The organism is Bacteroides sp. L008, assembly GCF_040812255.1.
Taxonomy (GTDB): domain Bacteria; phylum Bacteroidota; class Bacteroidia; order Bacteroidales; family Bacteroidaceae; genus Bacteroides; species Bacteroides vicugnae.
The window spans coordinates 3,151,827-3,172,705 of the sequence record NZ_JBFNXO010000001.1 but is presented as its reverse complement, the minus strand read 5'-3'; the positions used below and the strand labels follow the sequence as shown (position 1 = coordinate 3,172,705).

Sequence of the window (20,879 nt, the reverse complement as noted above, 5' to 3'; positions counted from 1 at the left end):
TCTTCCAATCAGCGCAGTGGTAGGCATATTTCCTGCAAAGTTAGCCGCGTCTGAGACAATCGTCAAATTCTGCTTGAGGTCTTGTGACTGTGAACAATCTTCCTTTTCCTCGGAAAAGAGTATTCTTCACACATAATTTGTCTTTATGTCTTTTCTTGCGGCTTGTGGGAGCAGAAAATATCCCTCCACAGGCTGAAAGGTCTCGAAAGGAGGGAAGAGAAAGAAACGGTTAAGCGAACGCAGAGGGAATTTATTCACTATGCTGAGCGTAAGTTTCTTCAACGTAGTTAAACAAGTCCAGCGACATGGGCGACAAACTTATTTGTATCACTAAAAATAGAAAGGCAATGAAGATTATCATCCTGCATGATGCTGACGCACGCATCGAGTATCTTGACGTAGCCGACCACCTTCTCGGCTCAGACATCGAGGAGTTCCTCACCAGACAGGGCTTCTCAGTGAACAACATCACATGGCTTGTCACATCGGCAGACCATATCCCAGTGGTTTACCACAAGTATGACATCGACTGCAAGACCGGCGAGGCAACCCACACCAAACGAGAGGCAGAACTGCAAGACCTCACTATCCACGGACAACTCCAGGCATTGCAGCACCGGGAGCAGGACGAGCTGAAAGCGGCTCTTCGCAAGTACGGCACGGAGGTGGACGGAGGCTTTGAGGTGCATTTCGAGGGAGAGCAGCCCATCGTGGCAGGTTATCTCTTTGACGAGCCTCGTGACATCGTCATAGACGCAGCACGTTTGGATGCCGACGGAAACTTGTCGCTTCTTGGAGAGGACAAGGAAGTGAGGGATGGACAATACGACATAGAGCCAAGCGACATATTTGGCGGTCAGTTGGACTATGTCACGTCGAGTATAGGTGCATGGATGAAGTAGGAGCATGTATGACCCAGTGCATCGTATATGACGAGACGACCAAGGAGAGCGAGACCTTTTGCTCATTGACCGCAGCCAAGAAGTGGATGCGAGAGCGCATCAAACAGAAGCATGAGGTAAGCGGACAGAAGTACAGAGTCTATTCCGACGGAGAGTTTGTTAATTGCGGCTCTATCAGTCTCACAGGCAGCAACAAGTCTTTTGTCGCCAATACAAGGCAGACGAAGAAAGGATATTAATAACAAGGTAACGGCAAGCCTAACCAACTTGCCACACATATATTGATATGGAAAAGCAAATATTGAGTTTTAATGACTTGCCATCAGCATTGTCATTAGTAATAAACAAGCTGGAGATTTTAGAAGAAAAGTTTTCCACACTAATGACTCAAATTCAGCCCGATAAGGGATTGGAATGGCTTAGTGTTTCCGAATTGAGTGAGTATCTCCCTACCCATCCAGTTGAACACACAATCTATTGTTGGACAAGCAATAAACAAATACCATTCCATAAGAAGGGGAAACGTATCATGTTCCTCAAATCTGAAATTGATGAGTGGATGCAAGATAACAAGAGTAGGTCACGAGCAGAAATTATGAATGAAGCAATAGCTTATGTTCAATCAACAAGAAAAGTCATTTAAATAACAAGGTAACGGCAAGTCTAACCAACTTGCCACTATAACATTTTCACATTATGATTTACACTCACACTATCGGACGCATCGGAGCAAAGGATTGCCGCGTCATCACAGGTACACACGGAACATTCATGGCTGTTGACATCGCAGTGGACGACTACAGTAAGGGCAAGCAAATCACCACTTGGGTAAGGGTGAAGAGCAGCAAGGAGAACCATATCCGTTTGGCTGAATACCTCACCAAGGGTCGTATGGTGCTTGTGGAAGGCACACTGACTTCTTCCATTTGGACAGACCGCAACGGAGAGAACCACATACAGCATAGCATCATAGCTGACTCCATCGCCTTTGTCAATGCAGGGAAGAAGGATGCAACCGACACACCTGCAACAAAGGCACGCAAGGCAGCCAAGGCAGAGGGCGAGGCTCCCGTACCGCCAGCCGATGCACCGCAGGACAAGAGCGAAGACCTTCCCTTCTGAGGGTAGTATCAACTGAGAGTAGTACGTACTAATCGTAGTAAATCCGCTTTTACTATGGTTAGTATGTACTATCAGTAGTAGAATAGTAAAGTAGTATTCACTAATAGTAGTATCATGTTATGACACAGATAATTGCAGTATTAAATCACAAGGGTGGTGTAGGGAAAAGTACGACCGCAGTAAGCCTTGCGGCAGCTCTGCAACTGAGTAAGAAGAACGTCTTGGCTATTGACATGGATGGACAAGCCAACCTCACGGAAGCCTTGGGATTGTCCATCGAGGAAGAACAGACAGTCTATGGCGCAATGTGTGGACAGTACACCTTGCCGTTGGTCAAGTTGCACAACGGCATCACCGTCTCACCCTCATGCCTTGACCTGTCTGCGGCTGAGTTAGAGCTTATCAGCGAGCCGGGACGGGAGCTTATCTTGAAGGGACTTATCACCAAAGCCATCGCCAAAGAGCATTTCGACTACATCATCATCGACTGTCCACCGTCATTGGGCTTGCTGACCTTGAATGCCCTCACCGCAGCCGACTACATCATCATCCCTGTTCAAGCGCAATACCTTGCCATGAGAGGTATGGCAAAGTTGATGGACATCATCCGCATCGTTCAGGAGCGGCTCAACCCCAACCTTAAAGTGGGCGGCATCGTCATCACCCAGTTCGATCGCCGCAAGACGTTGAACCGAAGCGTGAGGGAAATCGTCAATGACAGTTTTCACGAGAAGGTTTTCAAGACCGTCATCCGTGATAATGTGGCTTTGGCAGAAGCACCCATCAACGGCAAGACTATCTTTGAGTATAATCCCAAATCCAATGGTGCCAGTGATTATATGTCTTTGGCAAAAGAAGTGTTAAACTTAAAATAGCATAGCCATGAGCAAGAGCAGTATGTTGAAAGAGGGAATGAAAGGCGGTCTCAACGGACTCCTTTCTTCCACAAAGAAGCCGAGTAAGGAGCAGATAGTCACAGAAACTACACCAGCACCACCTGTGTCTGTTTCTGAGACTACCGAAGTGCCGGTGCATTGCAATTTCCTTATCAACAAGAGCATCCACACGAGGATGAAGTACCTCGCCATCAAGAAAGGGATGTCCTTGCGTGATATTGTCAATGAGGCAATGACAGAATACCTAAAGCGGCATGACACATGAGTGCCGCGCGGTATCATCGCCGAACAGACGATGATACCGCTATCTCTTCTATAAACAGACTTTACTATCCGTAGTATGGTAGTAAAAACTATTCGACTATTATACTATTCGTAGTCGATACTACTTTTAGAAAATACTATCCAACTCATTTTTAGGGCAATAGTTTTCTCTGCTTGTAGGACTGTCTCCATGCTGATAAAAGGCAATGTCGTTCCCTATTACAAGATTTTCTCTTTTTCCCTCATATCAACTATCGTCCTTCCCCATATACAGCTTCGCCCCACGCCATCCCGCCCGTTTCCTCTTTTACATAACAGATTTCTTTTCGCCTGCCTTGCCGCTGCGGATATTGTTTTGCAAAGGTAATGCTGGCGATTGTTCAAACACCAAATCGTCCATTGCATTTGACCGAAAAATCTTCCTCTGCGTGCAGAGCGTATTTTTCGCTCCCGATTTGGCTTTTTGATCGCCATCACTCTTGGAAAGCAAAAAATATCCCTTGGGCAGGCAGGAAAAGCCTCCGAAATAAGGGAAGAAAAAACATAAGAGCAATGGCACACAAGAATGACTATCAAATCCAAAAGCAGTTAGACAAGCCTCAGACTTGGTTCTGCAAATACTATCCCGCACGCATCCGCAATGTGGGTGAGAAGGAGATTGCCGACAGACAATTAGTGTTTGACTTCAAGGACGGAAGAGCCTACGAGGAAGTGGCGCAGCGCACCGCAGAGAATATGCTGACACTCTACGGCAAGGGTTGCGTGAACATCGTCTTCGCCCCCGTTCCAGCATCCACAAGCGAGAGCAACGAACTCCGCTACAAGGCTTTCTGCCACAGGGTGTGTGAATTGACAGGAGCGGAAAACGGCTACGAGCACGTGAGGGTATGCGGAGAGCGTAAGACCATCCACGATAACCGCAAGAACGAGGATGAAGTCCGCAAGGCGAATGTCGTTGAGTTTGATGAGCCGTTCTTCGACAACAAAATGGTGTTGGTCTTTGACGATGTGATAACCAAGGGTCTCAGCTATGCCAAGTATGCCAACCAACTCGAAAGGCTCGGGGCATGTGTTATTGGCGGTATGTTCCTCGCACGCACACATTATAAAGTAAGGTAAAGTATGACAAAGTACGACAAGGCAGTGTCCGTATGCTTCAGCGGACACCGCAGCGTACCTTTCGCCAAGCGGAGGGAGTTGAAGCAATGTCTCAAATCGGAGATAGCCAAGGCGTATGCCGACGGCTACCGGTATTTCTATTGTGGCATGGCAATGGGATTTGACCTGCTGGCGGCAGAAGCCGCCCTTTCGTTGCAATGCGAGTTGAAGGACTTGCAGGTGATAGCCGTTGTGCCGTTCCGTGGTCAGTCTGACCGGTGGAGCAAGGAAGAGCAAGCCAAGTATGATGCCATCCTGCGCATCGTGGATGACGTGGTCGTATTGAGCGAGCAATACTACAATGGCTGCCTTCTGAGGCGCAACGACTATATGGTCAACCGCAGTTCACGTCTCATAGCCTACTTCGATGGCAATCCCAAGGGCGGCACGTTCTACACCGTCAGAGAAGCCAAGAGGCAGGGATTGGACATAGTGAATCTTCATAATAGTGTATAACCCATAAAACAGAAAATGCTTATGGACGATATTGTTGCAATCATCGTTTGCTACTTCGTGTTCGGAGCTTTGGGCAATGTGCTCAGAGCTTTGTTCGGCGGAGAGAGACGAAACGACTTCCGCCGTGACCGCTAAGCGTCTTTAAACCAAGATACGCTGACAGCCATACGTCTGCACCTTACCCCAAAAAGATGCAGCGGATAATTGTGTCCGTAGGCAAGGATATTCAGATTCCTCACCTTAACATTTTGATAAAAATAAAGATACTGCTGCCTATATTTCAAGACAGCAGTATAAACCTTACTCTGCAGGTGCCCATTTGCAACGCACAGGAGAGACGATTGCACCCTCTGCTTTCAGCTGCTTCATGGCTGCATCTACCTCTTTGCGGTCGAGACCGCTGAGTTCTGCGATTTTACCTGCGTTGAGAGGCTGACCAGCCTCTTTCATTGTTGCCAATACTTTTTCTTTTGCGTCCATTGTTTTGATGATTTGATGTTTTGTTTATAATCTTGTTATTAACTCTTGTATTTTGTCTTCCCTTATAATCTTCGGTTGTGCCTTACCTGCCAGAACGAGAATTTTCTTCCCGTTTCTGTAGATGTGCAGCTGTCTGCTTCGTACCACTGCTGTCAAGGTCTCATCATCCTGCATGGCTTGCCATATAGGATAATACACACCTTCTGGTTCAAACAACTTCTTCTGAAGGTGTGAGCACATGTTGGTTGTATCTATTGTCATATCGTTACGTCATATCATTAACATGATTCTGCCAGCTTCTTTTGTGAACATTTCAGGGAAACGGCAGATTGTTGCATACACCTGCTTGCTTGTCACAGGCTGACCGTCCTTTCTCAGGTGCAGCCTATGACGATTGATGGCATCGGCAATCTGGTCGGTTGTCATGCCGCCATTTCGCTTTACCATCACATATACTATGGCTTCTTCTATCTTCATCCTTTATTCATCTGTTTTTCAATCCATGCCATCAATACGGCAACAGCATATTCCTGTTCTTCCTTGGTCAGTGCCCTGCCTGCTGAGATGTGATGCCACTTGAAGAAGCATCCCCGGCAACAACAGCCAGTGGCATGTTGAGCCAGGAAAACAGGATGCCCACGCATGGGAGTCTGCTTGCCGTCGTTCGGTATGACAGCCGGAGCAAGTCTTTTTGCCACAAAGTCCTCTGCGTGTTTTCGTATCGTCGGCAATCCCTTTTCCATTACATACTCCCTGTCTTGCTTGGACAGATGGAACCGGCTGCGAAAATCAGACTTTGCCAATCTCTCAAAGAGATTCGTCAGGTCATACTCTTTCTTATCACCAGGAACGCTTTCTTGCGGCTCTTCCTCTTGGAACAACGATGGATATATGTATTTCTGTGACATCATTATCTGTTGCTTCTGATTTCTAATGTTATATCCATATATGACCGCTTGCCGTCTATATAGTCTGCATAGAGTATTTCTTCGCTTCTGCCTTTCAGAATATGGCACTTACCGCACAGCTCACAGTTGTGCAGACATCTCCATTCATTCAGAACGTAATCCAAACGTTCCTCTCGTGTAGATGATTCAATAGAGGGTGTGCTCATAATCAGTGTCTCCCACAGCGTGGTCAATCAGTGCCTGAAACTCTTCTTCCGTATAGTCTTCTTCCCAACCATACGTTACGTCCTTTATGCCCAAAGTAAACCCTAATGCCTCAGAATAGGATATGCCAATTTCAGCTGCAAGGTCTCTTGCCGCTTGAAAAATCTGCTCTTCTTTGCTTAAGGGCAGTTGTTTCGCTTTCTTATGTTTTTTCTTTGGTTTCCCCATTTGAGTATATTCGTTTAATAATCAGCGTTGATGGGCATCTTGAAATTCCTGTATTTCTTTCGGAGTTCCTCATTTTGCGCCTTCATTTCCTCATACATATCATTCAGTGCGTCAGGAAATCCCCATCCACAAGGGCTTGCCCAACGAAGGCATTGCTTGATTCGGGAATCATACTTGTCCCAAAGGTCATAAAGCACGATGTGGCGCAATGTCTTGTCGAAATTACTCTCAACAGAATCATAGAATTGCTCCCACATGTCTCCATAGTCATAAGTGAACTGACAGGCATTCTCCATATAGAACACCATCAATTCTGCGACTGAATCTTCCGAAGGCTTCAGTTTCTTGAAGTCGGACAATGCCTTGCGGCACACTGAGAAGCGTGTCTTTGGCTCTCTGTTTCTGCTCGGATAGAACTCTTCCCGTATGATGTGCTTATACTCTTCCAGCTTCTGGCCCTCATTCGGCTCTGCATAGAAGTCAAGATATTCCTTTGCCTCTTTCCGTGCAGAATAAAGTTCCAATACCATTTTTATTATTTCACTCTTGTCCATGGACATGAGGACAGACTTTAATTTAGATTTTGACATTTCTGCTCTTTTATCTTAAAAACGGGTCAATCGTTGCCAGCAACTCTGATTTCTGCATCACACCGCTCGTCCTCCACAACACTTCGCCGCGTCTGAACAGCATCAATGTGGGCACAGACTGTATGCCATACTGACTTGCAGTCACCCCATACTTGTCCACATCTACCTTGATGATGCGGATTCTGTCACCCAACACTGCCTTCACCTGCTCAAGGATGGGGTGCATCATCTTGCATGGCTGGCACCAGGTGGCGAAGAAATCGACCAAGACAAGTTGGTCACTTGATATAACGTCTTTGAATGTTTCCATTACGATTTTCTGTAAAATTATGCTATTTTCTTTCCTGTTATCTTACAATACTGCCCTGCAAATGTTAAAATCGAGAAGAATTCAATGAAAAACCTTCGTTATTTCAAAGAATATTCGTACCTTTGCAGCGCTCATCTATAGATAGAAGGAGTTTCGAGACCCGGTTGCCTTTGATGCAATTCGGGTCTTGCGTTTTATAGTGGTGTCTGCAATCTCTTTTTCATCTTCTTTTCCAAAGCCTTTAGTCCATACTCTTTGTTAAGATGGTATGCTGTCAACAGATAGAATCCGTTGCTACGTTGTTGTTCCAAGACAATAACATACTTTTCCACTTTATCATAGATGTATGTTTTCTTGACCTTACGCTTTTTGCCGTCCCTCTCTTCTATGGTAAATACATCCAGATTGTCTGGTGTCAATTCTCTCACATGGTGATTTATCCAATGAAGCCTTTGTGAACGAGCCATCTCGAATACTCGCTTTGGATAAGTCGTACCGTCTTCGTTCTCAACCATGATTTCTTCACAGGTAAGATGCTTGAACAATCTTGCCATGTCAATCTCGCCATCTGTCTTTATAGGATAGATGCGCCACCCTCTGAATGAGAATTGACAGTTATCTTCTATATCACGCTTGAATATTGCATGAAGATCATGCTCTCTTTCTCGTTCACTGAGATATGCCAGTTCCAGCAGCTCAGGGTATTTCTTGATAATATTCAAACTGCTCATTGGCTATTTCAGTGCGATAAAAAACAAATTAAACTTCTTTCTAAATTTGGGAGTTGTGGTGTTGAGACTGATATTACTGTGTTTTTTTATCTTTTCAATCAGCTTCATTTTGGCTCTCACCCTTCCTTCAACTTCTCCCTTTTCATATCTAAGGTTGTAGTTGATGGCTCCCATTAGAACATCTGCCAATTGGATGAAGACACTTTCGTGTGAACGTATAAACTGAAACCTGCCAATGGAAGAGTTGTATTCCATTATTTTTCTGAGCCTCTCCAGCTTATCGCTACTGCATGTGTCCTTGATATCCATATATATGTTATATGTATAATCCATGTCCATCTTGTGATGCAGCAATTGGTAGTACATGCGAAAGTAGAAATCATTAAACGTATAGTCTTCTCGTTTCTCGTCAATCTGACTCTTGTCAACAACCACAGCCCTAAATTCCATGTCATTCATAAAGAACCAGTCTATAAGCTCTGCATAGACTTTATACGTGGCCTCGTGGACATTTGTCCATTTCAGCTCATCACTATAGCCGTGCTTCTTCTTAATATCTTTTATGGCATCTTTTGCCATGCGGATTTGTGTGTATGCTATACTTGTACATCCCAAAAGCATGTAGGGATGACCGTCATGCACCATGTGGGTGCTTTCATCACAGTAGATGTTGAATGTCTTATTCATTGTATCTGTTTTTTGTTTATTCTTTATTCCTTTTCTTCAGCGGTCCACTATGAGGTCCACGGTTCAGCGTCACACCATGCTTGTTGAGTATGCGGAACACGGAACTTCGGCTTGTGAAGCCGCTGATGGCAAAGATGTCATCTATGCTGTGCCCCTCGTTGTACATGTTCACGATATTCTTCTCACGCTCCAGTTTCGACAGTGCCCTTTCCGACTTCTTGGGCGGCCGGATATTCTGTTGCAGATGGATGATGTGTGCCGATGCCTTGCGCAGCACGGCACACTCCTCAGAGAGTGACCCGAACATACGGATGACCTGTGAGGGCTTGGTGTCGGGGAAAAGTTCGTCAAACGTATCGATGCGGTCTTGGATGGAGATGATGCGAACCACCTTCACACGGCAGTATTCTATGAATGTAGCCAGTTCACGGGTGCCACGCAGTGCGTTACTGAACCTCGACACCACCAGCTCGTCGCCGCGCTCCAGACTCGATATGAGCTGCTTCCACATCGGGCGCAGCCTCTCGTGTTCGGACAGTTCCTCTATCACCTGAACACAGCCGTATTGCTGCATCCAAGCCTTGTCTTCTGCATACTCTTCGCCATTGGTGGCGATAAAGATGTAACCTACTTTTGCCATACTGTTGTACGCTATTAAATGAAATCAAGTGCAAAGGTACACTATTTTTCCGAGAAACAATCATACTTGAACGAAAAATCATACTTAAACACGATAATTTGCCATTTTCTTTTCACTTGATTTCATTGAAAATCATACTCGCAAGTATGATACACAAATAAGATTAAACTTACTGTCATTCTTGCAAATATATCGCTGAAACGCATTAACTTTGCACCGTCAATTTCAAAATCAGACTCAAAATAATGACAACAATGAAATATGAAACCCAACTTTTCGGAGGACAAACCAACCTCCATTGCATGAAGCAAATATTGCATAATGCAAAATCAAACTCGCATGGCTGTATCAGACTTGCCATTTGTATTGCCACTGCGTTTGCCGTAGTCATGCTGACAGCATGTTCAGACGGAAACGGCACGAAGTCGTTCCATTCGAGCGATGAAGCCATCAGAGAGTATCATGGCTTTCTGACCACTCTTCGACAGAACGGCAAGGTCTCAATTCAGACATTAGTTAAGATTGTCAACGAATGGCGCGTGTTGGACGATTCCGTGACATCGTGCATCTCACGTGACACTGTCAGGAAAGCCCACTCATACCCGTTCACGGTATATCATGAGTTGAACGACTCCATCCACATCGAGCTGTGCCGTATGGCGATGTCTAAGCAACGCACCTTTCACGACCTGCTCTATCTCAGAGAACAGACCTCTTCCCATGTTGGTGATGAGGAACTACAGCAAGCCGTGAAGGAAGCACAGCCATTCTTCGCTTCCTTGGATAGCCTGCCTATATATAATAAAGGTGGCAAACAGTCGGTGCTGAAGCGTTACCTGCTGTTCCTGCAAAAATCCGCCAAGCAAGGCATTCACGGCAAGGAAGACCTGCTCGCTTTCATCAAGGAAGAGCATTTGTATTTCAAATCCTTCCTGCAATACCTGCCGGATTTTGCTGACGATGACATCGGTGACATCAGACGAAACACCGAACACTGCTGTCGGGAGATACTCCGTGCCGCCGACCGCAAGGATTTGTCCCACAAGGATGCAATGATATACCTCTCCATGCGCACCAACCACCGTCTGCTGCGCAACGCACAAGCGGCTATCGAGGATCTGAATAGTGGCAGGGTAAAGGACGAGCACACCATGCACGCCTACCTCCTGATGATGATGCAGCCGTTCATGACGATGGATGACCTTTCCGTGAGCGTGCTCTCCGACAAGGACAAGGCAGACCTCTACAAAATAGCCGATGCGCTCCCCAAGGAGATGGACGGTCTGGCCAAGAAACTGCACCTCGACAAGCAACGCCTGTCGGATATGCCCATGCTCATGATGAAGATTTATGTCACAAGATTATAAACACCCCAAACAGAGAATACGATTATGTTAGAACAGTTTTGCGATGATTTCCTTGCCGTCGTGCCTTTGCAGTTGCCAGAACTGCTGGACAAGCGCAAGATGGAGAAGCCTGTCAAGTATGACGATTACGTGCTTCTTACTTTCCAGTTGAACACCCCTTTCACGATAGAGGAGGTGATGGATATGCTCGAAGACGAGATGGAAATGATAATCCTCTATCACCACATTCCAAGCCGTCATACGGAGTTCGGACACAGCTGCTGTGCCTATTCCAACCCTTCTTTCGGACGGATGTTCAAGGTCAACGGCTCCACAGATGAGCGTGGCATGGTCAGCCAGATAAAAGTGACCATCTATGACTCGCTGGAGCACATGTCGGCAGATGTATGCCTCGACCTCAGTCTGCATTGCAAGAACGGGTTCTTCAAATACATGAAGCCCAAGGAGGAAGTCCTGCTCGACTTCATTTGAAAGTTACATTTGCCAGATGACAGTCCTGTTCTACCGCAACAACGCTCCATTCTGTTGTCCACAACAAAGGCCAAAGTCATGCCACAAGCTCCCGACCATCTGATGAAGGAAACGCTTTACATGAAGATTATCCATCTTCTCGACCGTCACCGCACATGGCTGGAGATTGAGAGCATCGCCACTGTCCGCAACCACACGATAGTCAGGAACGGCAGAATGACCGACATCCTCAGCCGTGTGCTTGTGGTCAAGGCCATCCACCATCATTTCCCCTACACGAGAGGGCAAGTGTGGCAGATAGCCGAGTACGACTTGGAACAGGCTATCAAGAGCCTTCGGACAACCGACGGAGCTTTCCGTCAGAGAATAATCAAGGGAGAACTGACACTGGAGGATGTGGAGCGTATCATATCCACTGCCACACACGGTGTCGTCCAGCCCGACCTGAGTCCACTTCCATTATTCACATGCTATACATATTATGACAAGTAAGATACTGTTTCTCATCCTGATGTCAGCGTTCTTCTTTGTGACGATGATTCTGCACAGAAGCCGCAGACAGTTTATGACACGGTTCTATCTGCGCATGACCGCGCTTGTGACAGCAAGGAAGCTCTACCGGTTGATGCTGCTCATCCTGCTGTACGTGTTCCACTTCCTCTACCTCTGTGTACACTATAACGACATAGGCGTAGTGGCTTCCACCATAGCGTTTGCCATATTCTTTGTCTTTATGGATGTGGAGAGGTGGCTACAGCGTCTGCACGAGGAGCGGACACCCTTCTGCATCGCCGCGTTGGCGGCAGTGGTGTTTGTCTTCACTCCTCATCTGTTCACGCTTGCTGTCACCATCTCCTTTGTCCTTCTGGCATCACTGTTCTATCCCTCGCGCATAGTCATATCGCTGTGGAAGAACAAGGCTGACCGCAAGATGCTCCTCGAAGACACAGAAATGCTCATCATATACTACTATTAAGTATCACCTGTATCATGCCGTTCCTTTTGTATAATGGAGCTGGCGACAAACAACAGTATTCACCAAACAGATTATTGAAATGAAGAAACAGAAACATAGAACGAGTTCCGGCAAGATGTCTGAACGGATGTCCCTGTTGGAGTTCTTGAAAGAGAGGTCCGGGATAAGGCTGTCGAAGCTCGAAGCCTACCTTGACCTTGTAGACAAGGCTTCTGTACAGTACATCCCCAAGGATCTGTGCAAGCAGGAGTTCAGCCTGTCCAACGGGCAGTTTGTAATCACCATTACCGAACTGGCAGGATGCTGGCATTGGCACCGCGCCACTGTCCGCACCTTCATCGAGCAGTTGGAGAAGATGAACCAGATTTCCGTCACCCGTCTCACGAAGAGCCAAATCATCACCATCCCGATGTTGGCTGAGACACCTGCCGTTTCTCCGATTGACGCAGCCTTGGATGTGTTCCGCCAGAAGATGTGTACCGCATTGGACGAATGGCGAAGCGGCAAGATGTCCGCATCGGCTTGCGCCTCGGAATGTGAACAACTCTACGAAGATGCAACAGAGGAAGTAGCCATTATCTTGCAGAAAGCCGACAATGGCAATTCAATTGGCAAGGTGCCATGCGGAAGAAACATTCCCGAATCTGTAGGACACGCCTTTTGTATGACTGCACTCACAGCTGTCTGCGAAGCCACCTTCCATCAGGTGCTTTCGCAGGAAACAGATAACGCCCTCGTTACCTCCCTTCTTCCCTTCTTTTACAAAGACCTGGGAGGAGACTGGCTCTCATTCATCGAGGCGGCAAAGGCAATATCAGAATTGGCATTGGATGGCAGCTCACCAGCCTTGCATCAGGAAAGCGCAGCCATCAAGTCACAGTTTCAGTCACTCTGCCGACCGTTCCTTGCCATTGTAGCCAACCAAGAGGGCTCCTGTCCATCAAAAGGCTGTATTAACCTCTAATAATCACCGTACAACGCTTCTTCTTTTCTACTGGCACAGTGTTTACACGTCTGCCATTGCTGTAAAATAATCGGGCTTGCCCGTTGGTCGGAAATGAGGGAATTTGGGTAGCCTAATACCCCTCTTGGTCTCCGACCATCGGGAGGCTGTCCTTACAAGCAGCAAGCTGGAGACAGGAGAGTTGTACACACATAAAAGGAAATAGGTTATGGCAACACCAAAACAGGTTATGGATTTCCGACCATCTAAGGGAATCACCACAGCACAGAGCAACGAGCACCAACGCCGTTGGACGGAAAAGGGTTGGGGATCCGCTGAATCAACAGGCAACTACGACCGCAGCCGTGAGCGGCTCAACTTCGAGGTTCGGGGCGGCAAGGTTTGTCCTATAGACAAGAGCCGAAGCATCCCGGAGCGCATGGCAGACATCCTGCGGAGCCGTGGAATCAAAGACCCCAACGAGGGACTGGCAGAGCCACGCTTCCGCACAGTGGTCAATTTCATCTTCGGAGGCTCACGAGAACGTATGACAGAATTGGCATTCGGTGACCAGAAGGTGAATCTCACTCACGGAGCGGACAATTCGCATCTAACCCGATGCAAGGACATTGAGGAATGGGCAAAGGATGTTTACCGCTTTGTTGCGGACAAATACGGTGAGGAGAACATCGTCGCTTTCATCTTACACTTGGACGAAACCAATCCGCACGTTCACTGCACCCTCTTGCCAATCAAGGACGGCAAGTTTGCATACAAACAGATATTCGCCGGAAAGGACAAGTACGAGTTTTCTGCCAGGATGAAAGCCCTGCACAGCGAATTTGCCGATGTCAACAAGCGTTGGGGCATGGAGCGCGGAACTTCCGTCTCAGAGACGGGAGCACGCCACCGCACCACCGAAGAATACCGCCGCCAGCTGTCAGAACAGTGCACCACCATTGAGCAGTCCGTCGCCACCCATCAGCGGACACTCGCCTCGCTCCAATCGGACATCCGTCTGGCAGAGCGGAGAGTAAAAGGACTCACCTCAATGGTCAACAACCTCTTGCAGGAGAAGGTTGAGAAGGAGGCGGCACTTGCTGAATTGCATCGGCAGATTCTTGCAGGTCACGACAATCCTGATGCTCTCCGTCAGCAAGTCCAAGAGCTGGAGCAGGAACTGTCCGCTATCCAGTCGAAACTGGACGACAAGCAGGAGAAGCTCTCAGAGGCTGACCGCAAGCTCGATGCCCTGCGTGAGGAGATGACCGCCATGAAGGAGCGCACGGAGGAGTTGCGGCAGGAGGCACACAGATATTCCGATACTATCCGACAAGGTGCGGACACCGTTCTCAGAAATGCCCTTCTCGAAAACATGGTCAGCGAGTTCTCCGAACGTGTGGCACGGCTTTCCAATGAGGGCAAGGACGTGTTTGACGGTTCCCTGCTTCAGGCCTTTGCGGAGAATGGAACGGAGGTGATGTACTGTGCCACGCTTCTATTCCTCGGCTACGTCGATGATGCCACCACCTTTGCCGAAGGTCATGGCGGTGGCGGCAGTTCGTCCGACCTCAAATGGGGACGTGACGATGACGAGGATGAACGCGCTTGGGCACGCCGTTGCATGATGAAAGCTGCACGCATGATGCGCCCCTCTTCCGGCAAAAGGAAGAAACGATAAGCGGCACTGTCACGTATCACCTGTTATAGTATTCACCAGATTAAATTGAACAACATGAGAAAAATACTTATTATATCCCTTGGCTTCGCCCTTTCATTGGGTGCGCAAGCCAAAGACTATCACCGCACGGCGGACACCACCACCGTTGTATGCAGACTTTCGGCAGACGGTATGCTTCGTCCGCTTAAACCTTCCTACATGAAAGGGGCATTGGTAGCTTCGCCATGGACGGACAACTGGTTTGTCCAAGCGGCAGGAGGAACTACGGTCTTCCTCGGCAAACCGCTCGGATGCAACGACCTATTCGGTCGCATGAAACCGGCATTCTCCGTGTCGATCGGCAAATGGTTCACACCTTCCGTCGGCGGTCGTCTGAACTATGGCGGTATGCAGTTCAACGACTGCAACAACTCCTCGCAGGACTACCAGTACCTGCGTGCTGATTTCATGTGGAATGTCCTCGGCAACCTCTACAAGGACGATGTACACACTCTTGCCAGATGGAGTGTCATTCCATACGTGGGCGTGGGTATGCTGCACAACAAGGTGAATGCCCACAAGCCCTTTGCCATTTCCTACGGCATACAGGGGCAGTATCATCTCTCCCCACGCATTGCTGTTACGGCAGAGATAGGCAACATGACCACCATGCAGGATTTTGACGGCTATGGCAAGGCACACCGCCTTGGCGACCATCTGCTGTCCGCATCCCTCGGCCTCTCTGTCCGCATCGGCAAGACTGGCTGGAAGCGAGTGATAGACGCTCGCCCGTACATCGCACAGAACGAATGGCTTTCGGCATACGCCTCATCCCTTTCTGACAGCAACAGCCGCTATCACGCCCAGCACGATCGAGATTGTCAGACTCTGGAGCAGCTGCGCAAGATTCTTGCCATCGAGGGACTTCTGGACAAGTACGGCCACCTCTTTTCTGACGATGCCGCTTCTTCCGTCACAAATGGCTATCCTCGAAACGACTACAGCGGTCTCAACTCGCTGCGTGCAAGAATGAGAGACAAGTATGGTAATGGTCAAAAGACAAAGGTCATGGAGTCCGCCTCTTGTACAGAAGAATATGGCAATGCTGAAGGTGAGCCGGAAGACGATTACCTATCGCTCATCCACTCAGGAAAGGCTTGCATAGGTGCGCCCATCTATTTCTTCTTTGAACTTGGCACTGACAGGTTGCTCAACAGGTCACAGCTCGTCAATCTCGACGAAGTAGCACGCATCGCCAAGAAATATGGCTTGAAAGTTAAGGTCATCGGCGCTGCCGACAGTGCCACAGGCAGTGAAGCCATCAATGATAACCTCAGCCGTTCCCGTGCCAGATTCATTGCAGAGGAACTGATGAAACGTGGTATGGAAAATGGCACCATCTCTCAGATTTTCGATGGCGGCATTGACGATTACTCGCCCAATGAGGCGAACCGCCATACCAGAATCCTGCTGTATCTATAGCCAGACATACAGCTCCGAACAAGAGCACTAAAACTTTTTTTTCATTGATAAATTTTAGAAAGGGAGGGCTTGTCCGTGATGGATAGGCCCTCCCTTAATCATATATGTATTAACGCATATTCTATGCGCATATCTTTTTTTTATCCGTGTTTCTCAGTACTTGACCAGTCAAGCAGGAAGTCATATATACTCATTATCTGTATGCCGTTTTCGTCGCTCCACTGCTTGGTATGTTCTCCCACGATCAGCAGTTTGCGGAAAGAGTCATCTACAAGACGCAACGACCGTTTCTCCTGTTCCATCTTTTCTGCATCGGGCATACGCCACGCCGACTGGATGTAGATCCGCTCGCTCCCTTTGTTGCAGACAAAATCCACTTCCAATGTCACCCTCTGCTGCTTTCCTTCCGTATTCCTCACTCGATGATAGACGTTACCCACATCCACGAGCCATCCTCGCATACGCATCTCATTGTAGATGACGTTCTCCATGATATGTGTCGGCTCGCTCTGACGGAACGACAGAATAGCATTCCTCAGACCTACGTCCTGATAATAATACTTGGACAACGAACCTATGTATTTCCGTCCTTTGATGTCGAACCTTTCGGATTTTTCGATAAGGAAAGCATCCTGCATATATTCCAGATAAGCCGACACAGTCTTGTCGGTTATGCTCTGCACATTGCTTACGGACTTGAACGTATTGGCTATATTCAGTGCATTGACAGGTGCTCCTATACTGGATGCTACGGTCTTCGACAATTCTTCAAATTCAGGTCTCAGTTCTATGTTGTTCCGCTCGTAGATGTCACGTAGATATACCGTGCGATAAAGGCGACGCAGGAAATCAGCCTTCTTCTCATCCCCAACCTGTGTAAGTAGTTGCGGCAAACCTCCGTACAGTCTGTATTCAGCCCAACCGTCTTCTTTCGAACCATCATACACCGTCATGAACTCCTTGAAGGATAGTGGCCACACATGTATCTCGTCACCTCTGCCTCGGAATTCCGTCACCAGGTCAGAGGACAGGAAACGCGAGTTGGAGCCTGTGACATACACATCCGCCCCTTCGGTAACTGACAAGGAAGAGAGCACCTCTACAAAGTCTTCCACCTCCTGCACCTCGTCGATGATGATATAATAAGTCTCATAGTCAATCATCATCTTTTCCACCCAGTCCAACAGGTAGTCCGGGTTCTTGAACTCTCTGTTCTTCCTACTCTCCATGTCGATGACGAGAATATGGTCTTCTCTCACGCCCTCATCCAATAGATGCTGATGAAAGAGTTTCTTCAGAAGGAACGACTTGCCTGAACGTCGCAATCCTGTGATTATCTTTATGAGCCCGTTGTTCTTTGAACGGCTCAACTGTTCTATGTATCTATATCTGTTTACTATCATATTTTACGAAAAACTGTCACTTGTGACACTTTTTCGGAGGCAAAGTTATATATTTTATCCTAAATCAAAGAAAGAAATAAAGAAAAATGCACTAAAAATCAATGATTTTCCTGTTTTGTAGTGTCTATTCCACTTGCCGATGCCCATTTTTCTTTGCAAAGTTACTGCCCGGGCGAATGGTCAAGTACCGCCATGCTAACAGGCAGAGGACTGAACGACAGCTTTCCGCAAATCAAAGATTTGGGTATTTCATTAACTCCTCCGTCTGTTTTCTTGCCTTATCGCCCTCATTCCGCAGTCTTTTGATGCACGAAAAATCAGTTCCCGACAAGAGGAGCCGAAAGGCTTCAAAAGGAGGGAAGAAAAACAAGTTGAACAAATAATTTCTTTGCGTATGGAATTACACAGATTATCAGAAAACGAGCAGGCATTTGTCGAGTGCTTCTCACGGTTCGTAAACGGTCAGATGGGGTCAGCCGCCAAGGTAGGCAATGCCCTTGCAGATGACCATCGCTATCTTATCAACGAAAAGGGCAAGGTGGTGTTTGCCTTCTTGGAACGCCTTGCCAACGACTATCAAAAAGGTCGTTATGACCAGCGTGACGAGTGGGTGTGCCGATTGGCAGCAGAGGCCATCGAACACCTTGTAGAGAACAGAATGTATTACAGAACACTTAACAACGATTGACTATGGCAAGCAGATTGATTACACCCGTATTGGAGGAGATACTGAAATCCTATCCTCTGTATTCACAGGACGGCAAAGGCAAGGATGCCGTTTGTGTGGCAATATTCTTCATCGGACACGTCCGTTGGTTCGTACTTGAAGGACAGCCGGAAGGTAACGACACCACGTTGTTCACCATCGTATGCGGTCTGCATGAAACGGAGTATGGCTATACCTCCGTCAATGAAATGGAGAGCGTAAAGGTGGATGGCTCCAAATATGGAGTGGACGAGATATTTCAAGTGGAGCAGTTGGACGGCTTCAAGCCGGTGAAACTGAAGAGCATTCCAGACGAGGATTTACAAGCATTCCTTCATAATATGGAATGACCCCAAATTAAATCAGCCGCAGGGACATTACTCCTTGCGGCTGACTATTGTTAGTACCTACTATGAGTAGTAAAGCCTACGATTAGTATATACTACGATACTACTCTCATCTTCGGAAAGCGGACTTGGCAACGTGCTCCTCTTGTACCTCTTCCTTCTGGTACTCCTCCATGTCAAGCAGTTGCTCATACGCAGAGCTGATGTTTGCGTCCATAGAATGGTTGTGGCTGAAAGGGAAGGTATGCTTCACAGAGAGTCCTGCATTGGTCACAGTCCCCACATCCAGGCTATCCTTATCCTTGTTATATTGCAGGTTCAGCAAACCACCATTCGGCATTTGGAATATCGGCATTTTTCGCTGCGCCAATTCCGAAAACTCTTCGGCGGTCATCTCCCTCGCCACAGCCTTCACGTCCTCACTGGCACGTCCTATGCCATAGCGAGTGATATGGTCACGCACTTCTTGCTCCGTATGCTTCAGGAACACCTCATACGTACCGCCGACACTCCCGTTATAGACCACTGCAAAGTCCTTGTCCTCTATTAGCAGGTCATCGCCTCTGTTCTGGCACGGCTTCCTGTAGGTCTGCTCCTCGTCCATGCCGTTCCCGTCATAGTATTCCTTGGCAAGCGTCAGCAGTCCTTGATAGTCACCTTTCTCCTTTAGCTTATCCAGTTCCGATGTGTCATCCGTTGATTGGAGATAGGCGATGGAGGCATAATAGACGTTTTCTTTCGATTGTGAAGGCTCTGTCAGGCTTTTGTACTGGGCAAAAGCCTCCTGATAATTGGTGTCAAGGTCTTTGCCGTGGTCGTAAGGAACAGAGAGTTTCACTTCCAGACCGTTACTCGTCGGCACAGCAATCTTTACAGAGTCCTCCTTCTCATGATGCTGGATATATACAGCAGAACCATTATATGCCAAGACTGCATGGTCGCCGTCATCTATGGATAGATAACTTTTCCCTTGCCCGTTTTCCTGCTCAGCCTTTTTCTCCTGGTCTATCTCCATAGCAATCTTGTCGATATGCTGCGTGAGCATTGAGGTAGCTTTTTTCACATCGAGTAGCGTGGTCTTGATGAACTGCGGCGACTCCTTCAGCGAATCCAGCCAAGACTTCAAATAGGCAGCCGAATCTCCTTTCAGATGCTTTGTCATGCCATACCGCTGAGCGGTCAGCGCAGCCGTCAGTTCTGCCACCAGTTCCTCGCGTGCATACTCTGCCGAGCCGAAGGTAGCGGGCTTGATGCGGTCTAACTGTCCCTCCGCACCCGTGGAGTGTCCCATCTCGTGGAAAAGGTTCGAGTAGAAAGACTCCCCATCCTTGAACTGCCTTTTCTCAGGCATCACAATCTCATTCTTGCTGATGGAGAAATAGGCGGAATCACCGAACATCGGTTTGATGGGACATATCCAACGGTTGTCCGCTATCATCCTATCCACGGGTTCAAAGGCAAACTGCTCGTCCTTCTCTACCTTGGGCATCGAGTATTCCTGTTCCAGTTTCTCCCAAAACTCTGGTCTGACCTCCTTCAGGTTGGTCTGCGCCACATTGAAGACATGGTAAGTCTGAAGCTTTGGATATACATTGTACTTTTCGCGCTCTTCCTGAGAGAGCAGTTTGTAGTCCTCCCACTTGATGTGTTCCTTTGTTTCCTTATTGACCACCGTAAACGTGGTGAGCATCACGGGGAAAGAATGCTCACCTTTCAGTACTGACACACGGGGCTTCTGTTCCTCGTCTTTCTTGCCAGTTTTGTTAAACTGCTGTATGCGGTCGAAGGTACAGAAGCGAGGAATCTTGTAACCCTCCTTCTCGCAATGCAGGAGCAGTAGGCTCGATATTCGGCGCCTTGCCACCTTTCGGTGGTAGGTTTCCAAATATCTGCCCCCAAACCGTACGTACATGTCTCCATGTATACGGCTTTCCATTAATAACATCAA

The 20,879-nt window shown here is 47.7% G+C and carries 30 protein-coding genes; 17 read left to right on the top strand and 13 right to left on the bottom strand.

Going from position 1 to position 20,879, the window contains the following annotated elements:
• The first annotated feature begins 347 nt into the window (after positions 1 to 347).
• The 6 genes from AB3G73_RS12695 (at position 348) to AB3G73_RS12670 (ending at position 3,185) form a co-directional block, all read left to right on the top strand.
• Entirely contained in the window at positions 348 to 902 is a 555-nt protein-coding gene (locus AB3G73_RS12695) for a hypothetical protein (RefSeq protein ID WP_005816324.1), read from the top strand.
• Positions 890 to 1,141, top strand: a complete 252-nt coding sequence (locus tag AB3G73_RS12690) for a hypothetical protein (RefSeq protein ID WP_007837480.1) — start codon at positions 890 to 892, stop codon at positions 1,139 to 1,141. The genes AB3G73_RS12695 and AB3G73_RS12690 overlap by 13 nt, the downstream gene beginning before the upstream one ends.
• Positions 1,142 to 1,188: 47 nt before the next feature.
• A complete protein-coding gene (locus AB3G73_RS12685) occupies positions 1,189 to 1,545 on the top strand; it encodes a helix-turn-helix domain-containing protein (RefSeq protein WP_007837478.1) in 357 nt (118 codons plus the stop codon).
• 53 nt (positions 1,546 to 1,598) lie between these two features.
• A complete protein-coding gene (locus AB3G73_RS12680; protein WP_005816321.1) occupies positions 1,599 to 2,024 on the top strand; it encodes a single-stranded DNA-binding protein in 426 nt (141 codons plus the stop codon).
• 119 nt (positions 2,025 to 2,143) lie between these two features.
• Complete coding sequence (locus tag AB3G73_RS12675; RefSeq protein ID WP_234070389.1) at positions 2,144 to 2,899, top strand: AAA family ATPase; 756 nt, start codon at positions 2,144 to 2,146, stop codon at positions 2,897 to 2,899.
• Positions 2,900 to 2,906: 7 nt separating this feature from the next.
• The gene (locus AB3G73_RS12670; protein WP_005816317.1) at positions 2,907 to 3,185 is read left to right on the top strand and encodes a plasmid partition protein ParG; all 279 of its coding nucleotides are present in this window, start codon (positions 2,907 to 2,909) and stop codon (positions 3,183 to 3,185) included.
• Between the two features lie 306 nt (positions 3,186 to 3,491).
• Here the strand turns inward: AB3G73_RS12670 and AB3G73_RS12665 are convergent, their stop codons facing one another.
• Positions 3,492 to 3,743 carry a hypothetical protein gene (locus AB3G73_RS12665; protein ID WP_225494525.1) on the bottom strand — a complete coding sequence of 84 codons (252 nt, stop codon included), beginning with the start codon at positions 3,741 to 3,743 and terminating at the stop codon, positions 3,492 to 3,494.
• On the opposite strand from AB3G73_RS12665, the gene AB3G73_RS12660 reads away from it, so the two are divergent.
• Positions 3,737 to 4,303 (top strand): hypothetical protein, encoded by a 567-nt coding sequence (locus AB3G73_RS12660; RefSeq protein WP_005816315.1) that lies wholly within the window; start codon positions 3,737 to 3,739, stop codon positions 4,301 to 4,303. The two genes, AB3G73_RS12665 and AB3G73_RS12660, sit on opposite strands and share 7 nt — an antisense overlap.
• Before the next feature lie 3 nt (positions 4,304 to 4,306).
• Complete coding sequence (locus AB3G73_RS12655) at positions 4,307 to 4,798, top strand: SLOG family protein (RefSeq protein ID WP_005816313.1); 492 nt, start codon at positions 4,307 to 4,309, stop codon at positions 4,796 to 4,798.
• Positions 4,799 to 5,098: 300 nt separating this feature from the next.
• Here the strand turns inward: AB3G73_RS12655 and AB3G73_RS12650 are convergent, their stop codons facing one another.
• The 10 genes from AB3G73_RS12650 to AB3G73_RS12605 form a co-directional block, all read right to left on the bottom strand.
• Positions 5,099 to 5,278, bottom strand: a complete 180-nt coding sequence (locus tag AB3G73_RS12650; protein WP_005816310.1) for a transcriptional regulator — start codon at positions 5,276 to 5,278, stop codon at positions 5,099 to 5,101.
• Positions 5,279 to 5,302: 24 nt separating this feature from the next.
• Entirely contained in the window at positions 5,303 to 5,539 is a 237-nt protein-coding gene (locus tag AB3G73_RS12645; protein WP_005816304.1) for a hypothetical protein, read from the bottom strand.
• A gap of 9 nt (positions 5,540 to 5,548) precedes the next feature.
• Positions 5,549 to 5,755 (bottom strand): hypothetical protein, encoded by a 207-nt coding sequence (locus AB3G73_RS12640; protein ID WP_005816302.1) that lies wholly within the window; start codon positions 5,753 to 5,755, stop codon positions 5,549 to 5,551.
• The gene (locus tag AB3G73_RS12635) at positions 5,752 to 6,189 is read right to left on the bottom strand and encodes a DUF4186 domain-containing protein (RefSeq protein WP_005816300.1); all 438 of its coding nucleotides are present in this window, start codon (positions 6,187 to 6,189) and stop codon (positions 5,752 to 5,754) included. The genes AB3G73_RS12640 and AB3G73_RS12635 overlap by 4 nt, the downstream gene beginning before the upstream one ends.
• 183 nt (positions 6,190 to 6,372) lie before the next feature.
• Positions 6,373 to 6,618 (bottom strand): hypothetical protein, encoded by a 246-nt coding sequence (locus AB3G73_RS12630; RefSeq protein WP_005816298.1) that lies wholly within the window; start codon positions 6,616 to 6,618, stop codon positions 6,373 to 6,375.
• A gap of 14 nt (positions 6,619 to 6,632) precedes the next feature.
• Positions 6,633 to 7,208: a DUF6155 family protein gene (locus AB3G73_RS12625; protein WP_007837469.1), complete on the bottom strand. Its 576-nt coding sequence runs from the start codon at positions 7,206 to 7,208 to the stop codon at positions 6,633 to 6,635.
• Positions 7,209 to 7,218: 10 nt separating this feature from the next.
• Positions 7,219 to 7,518, bottom strand: coding sequence for a thioredoxin (gene trxA, locus AB3G73_RS12620; protein WP_367741675.1), 300 nt, complete (start codon positions 7,516 to 7,518; stop codon positions 7,219 to 7,221).
• A 194-nt stretch (positions 7,519 to 7,712) separates the two neighbouring features.
• Positions 7,713 to 8,249, bottom strand: a complete 537-nt coding sequence (locus AB3G73_RS12615; protein WP_005816292.1) for a hypothetical protein — start codon at positions 8,247 to 8,249, stop codon at positions 7,713 to 7,715.
• Between the two features lie 3 nt (positions 8,250 to 8,252).
• Complete coding sequence (locus AB3G73_RS12610) at positions 8,253 to 8,936, bottom strand: DUF3800 domain-containing protein (protein ID WP_005816290.1); 684 nt, start codon at positions 8,934 to 8,936, stop codon at positions 8,253 to 8,255.
• A gap of 16 nt (positions 8,937 to 8,952) precedes the next feature.
• Positions 8,953 to 9,576 carry a recombinase family protein gene (locus AB3G73_RS12605; protein ID WP_005816288.1) on the bottom strand — a complete coding sequence of 208 codons (624 nt, stop codon included), beginning with the start codon at positions 9,574 to 9,576 and terminating at the stop codon, positions 8,953 to 8,955.
• A 254-nt stretch (positions 9,577 to 9,830) separates the two neighbouring features.
• Here AB3G73_RS12605 and AB3G73_RS12600 point away from each other — a divergent pair, with 254 nt between their 5' ends.
• From AB3G73_RS12600 to AB3G73_RS12570, 7 genes are all read left to right on the top strand, one after another.
• Positions 9,831 to 10,943: a hypothetical protein gene (locus tag AB3G73_RS12600; protein ID WP_367741663.1), complete on the top strand. Its 1,113-nt coding sequence runs from the start codon at positions 9,831 to 9,833 to the stop codon at positions 10,941 to 10,943.
• A gap of 24 nt (positions 10,944 to 10,967) precedes the next feature.
• On the top strand, positions 10,968 to 11,414 hold the full coding sequence (locus AB3G73_RS12595; RefSeq protein ID WP_004319947.1) for a hypothetical protein: 447 nt from the start codon (positions 10,968 to 10,970) through the stop codon (positions 11,412 to 11,414).
• 78 nt (positions 11,415 to 11,492) lie between these two features.
• A complete protein-coding gene (locus AB3G73_RS12590) occupies positions 11,493 to 11,906 on the top strand; it encodes a hypothetical protein (protein WP_005816283.1) in 414 nt (137 codons plus the stop codon).
• Positions 11,896 to 12,390, top strand: coding sequence for a hypothetical protein (locus tag AB3G73_RS12585; RefSeq protein WP_005816282.1), 495 nt, complete (start codon positions 11,896 to 11,898; stop codon positions 12,388 to 12,390). The genes AB3G73_RS12590 and AB3G73_RS12585 overlap by 11 nt, the downstream gene beginning before the upstream one ends.
• A gap of 79 nt (positions 12,391 to 12,469) precedes the next feature.
• Positions 12,470 to 13,354, top strand: coding sequence for a hypothetical protein (locus AB3G73_RS12580; RefSeq protein ID WP_005816280.1), 885 nt, complete (start codon positions 12,470 to 12,472; stop codon positions 13,352 to 13,354).
• 208 nt (positions 13,355 to 13,562) lie between these two features.
• Positions 13,563 to 15,014 carry a MobV family relaxase gene (mobV, locus tag AB3G73_RS12575; protein WP_008665034.1) on the top strand — a complete coding sequence of 484 codons (1,452 nt, stop codon included), beginning with the start codon at positions 13,563 to 13,565 and terminating at the stop codon, positions 15,012 to 15,014.
• Between the two features lie 54 nt (positions 15,015 to 15,068).
• On the top strand, positions 15,069 to 16,475 hold the full coding sequence (locus tag AB3G73_RS12570) for an OmpA family protein (RefSeq protein WP_195306198.1): 1,407 nt from the start codon (positions 15,069 to 15,071) through the stop codon (positions 16,473 to 16,475).
• Between the two features lie 140 nt (positions 16,476 to 16,615).
• Here the strand turns inward: AB3G73_RS12570 and AB3G73_RS12565 are convergent, their stop codons facing one another.
• Positions 16,616 to 17,878: an ATP-binding protein gene (locus AB3G73_RS12565; protein ID WP_005816273.1), complete on the bottom strand. Its 1,263-nt coding sequence runs from the start codon at positions 17,876 to 17,878 to the stop codon at positions 16,616 to 16,618.
• Between the two features lie 394 nt (positions 17,879 to 18,272).
• Here AB3G73_RS12565 and AB3G73_RS12560 point away from each other — a divergent pair, with 394 nt between their 5' ends.
• Both AB3G73_RS12560 and AB3G73_RS12555 read left to right on the top strand, forming a co-directional pair.
• Positions 18,273 to 18,566, top strand: coding sequence for a hypothetical protein (locus tag AB3G73_RS12560; RefSeq protein WP_005816271.1), 294 nt, complete (start codon positions 18,273 to 18,275; stop codon positions 18,564 to 18,566).
• A 2-nt stretch (positions 18,567 to 18,568) separates the two neighbouring features.
• Positions 18,569 to 18,934 carry a DUF2958 domain-containing protein gene (locus AB3G73_RS12555; RefSeq protein ID WP_005816269.1) on the top strand — a complete coding sequence of 122 codons (366 nt, stop codon included), beginning with the start codon at positions 18,569 to 18,571 and terminating at the stop codon, positions 18,932 to 18,934.
• Between the two features lie 106 nt (positions 18,935 to 19,040).
• On the opposite strand, the gene AB3G73_RS12550 is transcribed toward AB3G73_RS12555, so the two are convergent.
• Positions 19,041 to 20,843, bottom strand: coding sequence for a zincin-like metallopeptidase domain-containing protein (locus AB3G73_RS12550; RefSeq protein ID WP_367745430.1), 1,803 nt, complete (start codon positions 20,841 to 20,843; stop codon positions 19,041 to 19,043).
• Positions 20,844 to 20,879 lie beyond the last annotated feature (36 nt).

Excerpts from the sequence above, each read along its gene's own strand:
- AB3G73_RS12645 (WP_005816304.1), bottom strand. The coding sequence starts at position 5,539 with ATGACAATAGATACAACCAACATGTGCTCACACCTTCAGAAGAAGTTG.
- AB3G73_RS12580 (WP_005816280.1), top strand. The coding sequence starts at position 12,470 with ATGAAGAAACAGAAACATAGAACGAGTTCCGGCAAGATGTCTGAACGG.
- AB3G73_RS12635 (WP_005816300.1), bottom strand. The coding sequence starts at position 6,189 with ATGATGTCACAGAAATACATATATCCATCGTTGTTCCAAGAGGAAGAG.
- AB3G73_RS12595 (WP_004319947.1), top strand. The coding sequence starts at position 10,968 with ATGTTAGAACAGTTTTGCGATGATTTCCTTGCCGTCGTGCCTTTGCAG.
- AB3G73_RS12615 (WP_005816292.1), bottom strand. The coding sequence starts at position 8,249 with ATGAGCAGTTTGAATATTATCAAGAAATACCCTGAGCTGCTGGAACTG.
- AB3G73_RS12585 (WP_005816282.1), top strand. The coding sequence starts at position 11,896 with ATGACAAGTAAGATACTGTTTCTCATCCTGATGTCAGCGTTCTTCTTT.
- AB3G73_RS12550 (WP_367745430.1), bottom strand. The coding sequence starts at position 20,843 with ATGTACGTACGGTTTGGGGGCAGATATTTGGAAACCTACCACCGAAAG.
- AB3G73_RS12590 (WP_005816283.1), top strand. The coding sequence starts at position 11,493 with ATGCCACAAGCTCCCGACCATCTGATGAAGGAAACGCTTTACATGAAG.
- mobV (WP_008665034.1), top strand. The coding sequence starts at position 13,563 with ATGGCAACACCAAAACAGGTTATGGATTTCCGACCATCTAAGGGAATC.
- AB3G73_RS12695 (WP_005816324.1), top strand. The coding sequence starts at position 348 with ATGAAGATTATCATCCTGCATGATGCTGACGCACGCATCGAGTATCTT.
- AB3G73_RS12610 (WP_005816290.1), bottom strand. The coding sequence starts at position 8,936 with ATGAATAAGACATTCAACATCTACTGTGATGAAAGCACCCACATGGTG.
- AB3G73_RS12605 (WP_005816288.1), bottom strand. The coding sequence starts at position 9,576 with ATGGCAAAAGTAGGTTACATCTTTATCGCCACCAATGGCGAAGAGTAT.
- AB3G73_RS12640 (WP_005816302.1), bottom strand. The coding sequence starts at position 5,755 with ATGAAGATAGAAGAAGCCATAGTATATGTGATGGTAAAGCGAAATGGC.
- AB3G73_RS12660 (WP_005816315.1), top strand. The coding sequence starts at position 3,737 with ATGGCACACAAGAATGACTATCAAATCCAAAAGCAGTTAGACAAGCCT.
- AB3G73_RS12555 (WP_005816269.1), top strand. The coding sequence starts at position 18,569 with ATGGCAAGCAGATTGATTACACCCGTATTGGAGGAGATACTGAAATCC.
- AB3G73_RS12680 (WP_005816321.1), top strand. The coding sequence starts at position 1,599 with ATGATTTACACTCACACTATCGGACGCATCGGAGCAAAGGATTGCCGC.
- AB3G73_RS12600 (WP_367741663.1), top strand. The coding sequence starts at position 9,831 with ATGAAATATGAAACCCAACTTTTCGGAGGACAAACCAACCTCCATTGC.
- AB3G73_RS12675 (WP_234070389.1), top strand. The coding sequence starts at position 2,144 with ATGACACAGATAATTGCAGTATTAAATCACAAGGGTGGTGTAGGGAAA.
- AB3G73_RS12690 (WP_007837480.1), top strand. The coding sequence starts at position 890 with ATGGATGAAGTAGGAGCATGTATGACCCAGTGCATCGTATATGACGAG.
- AB3G73_RS12655 (WP_005816313.1), top strand. The coding sequence starts at position 4,307 with ATGACAAAGTACGACAAGGCAGTGTCCGTATGCTTCAGCGGACACCGC.
- AB3G73_RS12670 (WP_005816317.1), top strand. The coding sequence starts at position 2,907 with ATGAGCAAGAGCAGTATGTTGAAAGAGGGAATGAAAGGCGGTCTCAAC.
- trxA (WP_367741675.1), bottom strand. The coding sequence starts at position 7,518 with ATGGAAACATTCAAAGACGTTATATCAAGTGACCAACTTGTCTTGGTC.
- AB3G73_RS12685 (WP_007837478.1), top strand. The coding sequence starts at position 1,189 with ATGGAAAAGCAAATATTGAGTTTTAATGACTTGCCATCAGCATTGTCA.
- AB3G73_RS12570 (WP_195306198.1), top strand. The coding sequence starts at position 15,069 with ATGAGAAAAATACTTATTATATCCCTTGGCTTCGCCCTTTCATTGGGT.
- AB3G73_RS12650 (WP_005816310.1), bottom strand. The coding sequence starts at position 5,278 with ATGGACGCAAAAGAAAAAGTATTGGCAACAATGAAAGAGGCTGGTCAG.
- AB3G73_RS12560 (WP_005816271.1), top strand. The coding sequence starts at position 18,273 with ATGGAATTACACAGATTATCAGAAAACGAGCAGGCATTTGTCGAGTGC.
- AB3G73_RS12630 (WP_005816298.1), bottom strand. The coding sequence starts at position 6,618 with ATGGGGAAACCAAAGAAAAAACATAAGAAAGCGAAACAACTGCCCTTA.
- AB3G73_RS12565 (WP_005816273.1), bottom strand. The coding sequence starts at position 17,878 with ATGATAGTAAACAGATATAGATACATAGAACAGTTGAGCCGTTCAAAG.
- AB3G73_RS12625 (WP_007837469.1), bottom strand. The coding sequence starts at position 7,208 with ATGTCAAAATCTAAATTAAAGTCTGTCCTCATGTCCATGGACAAGAGT.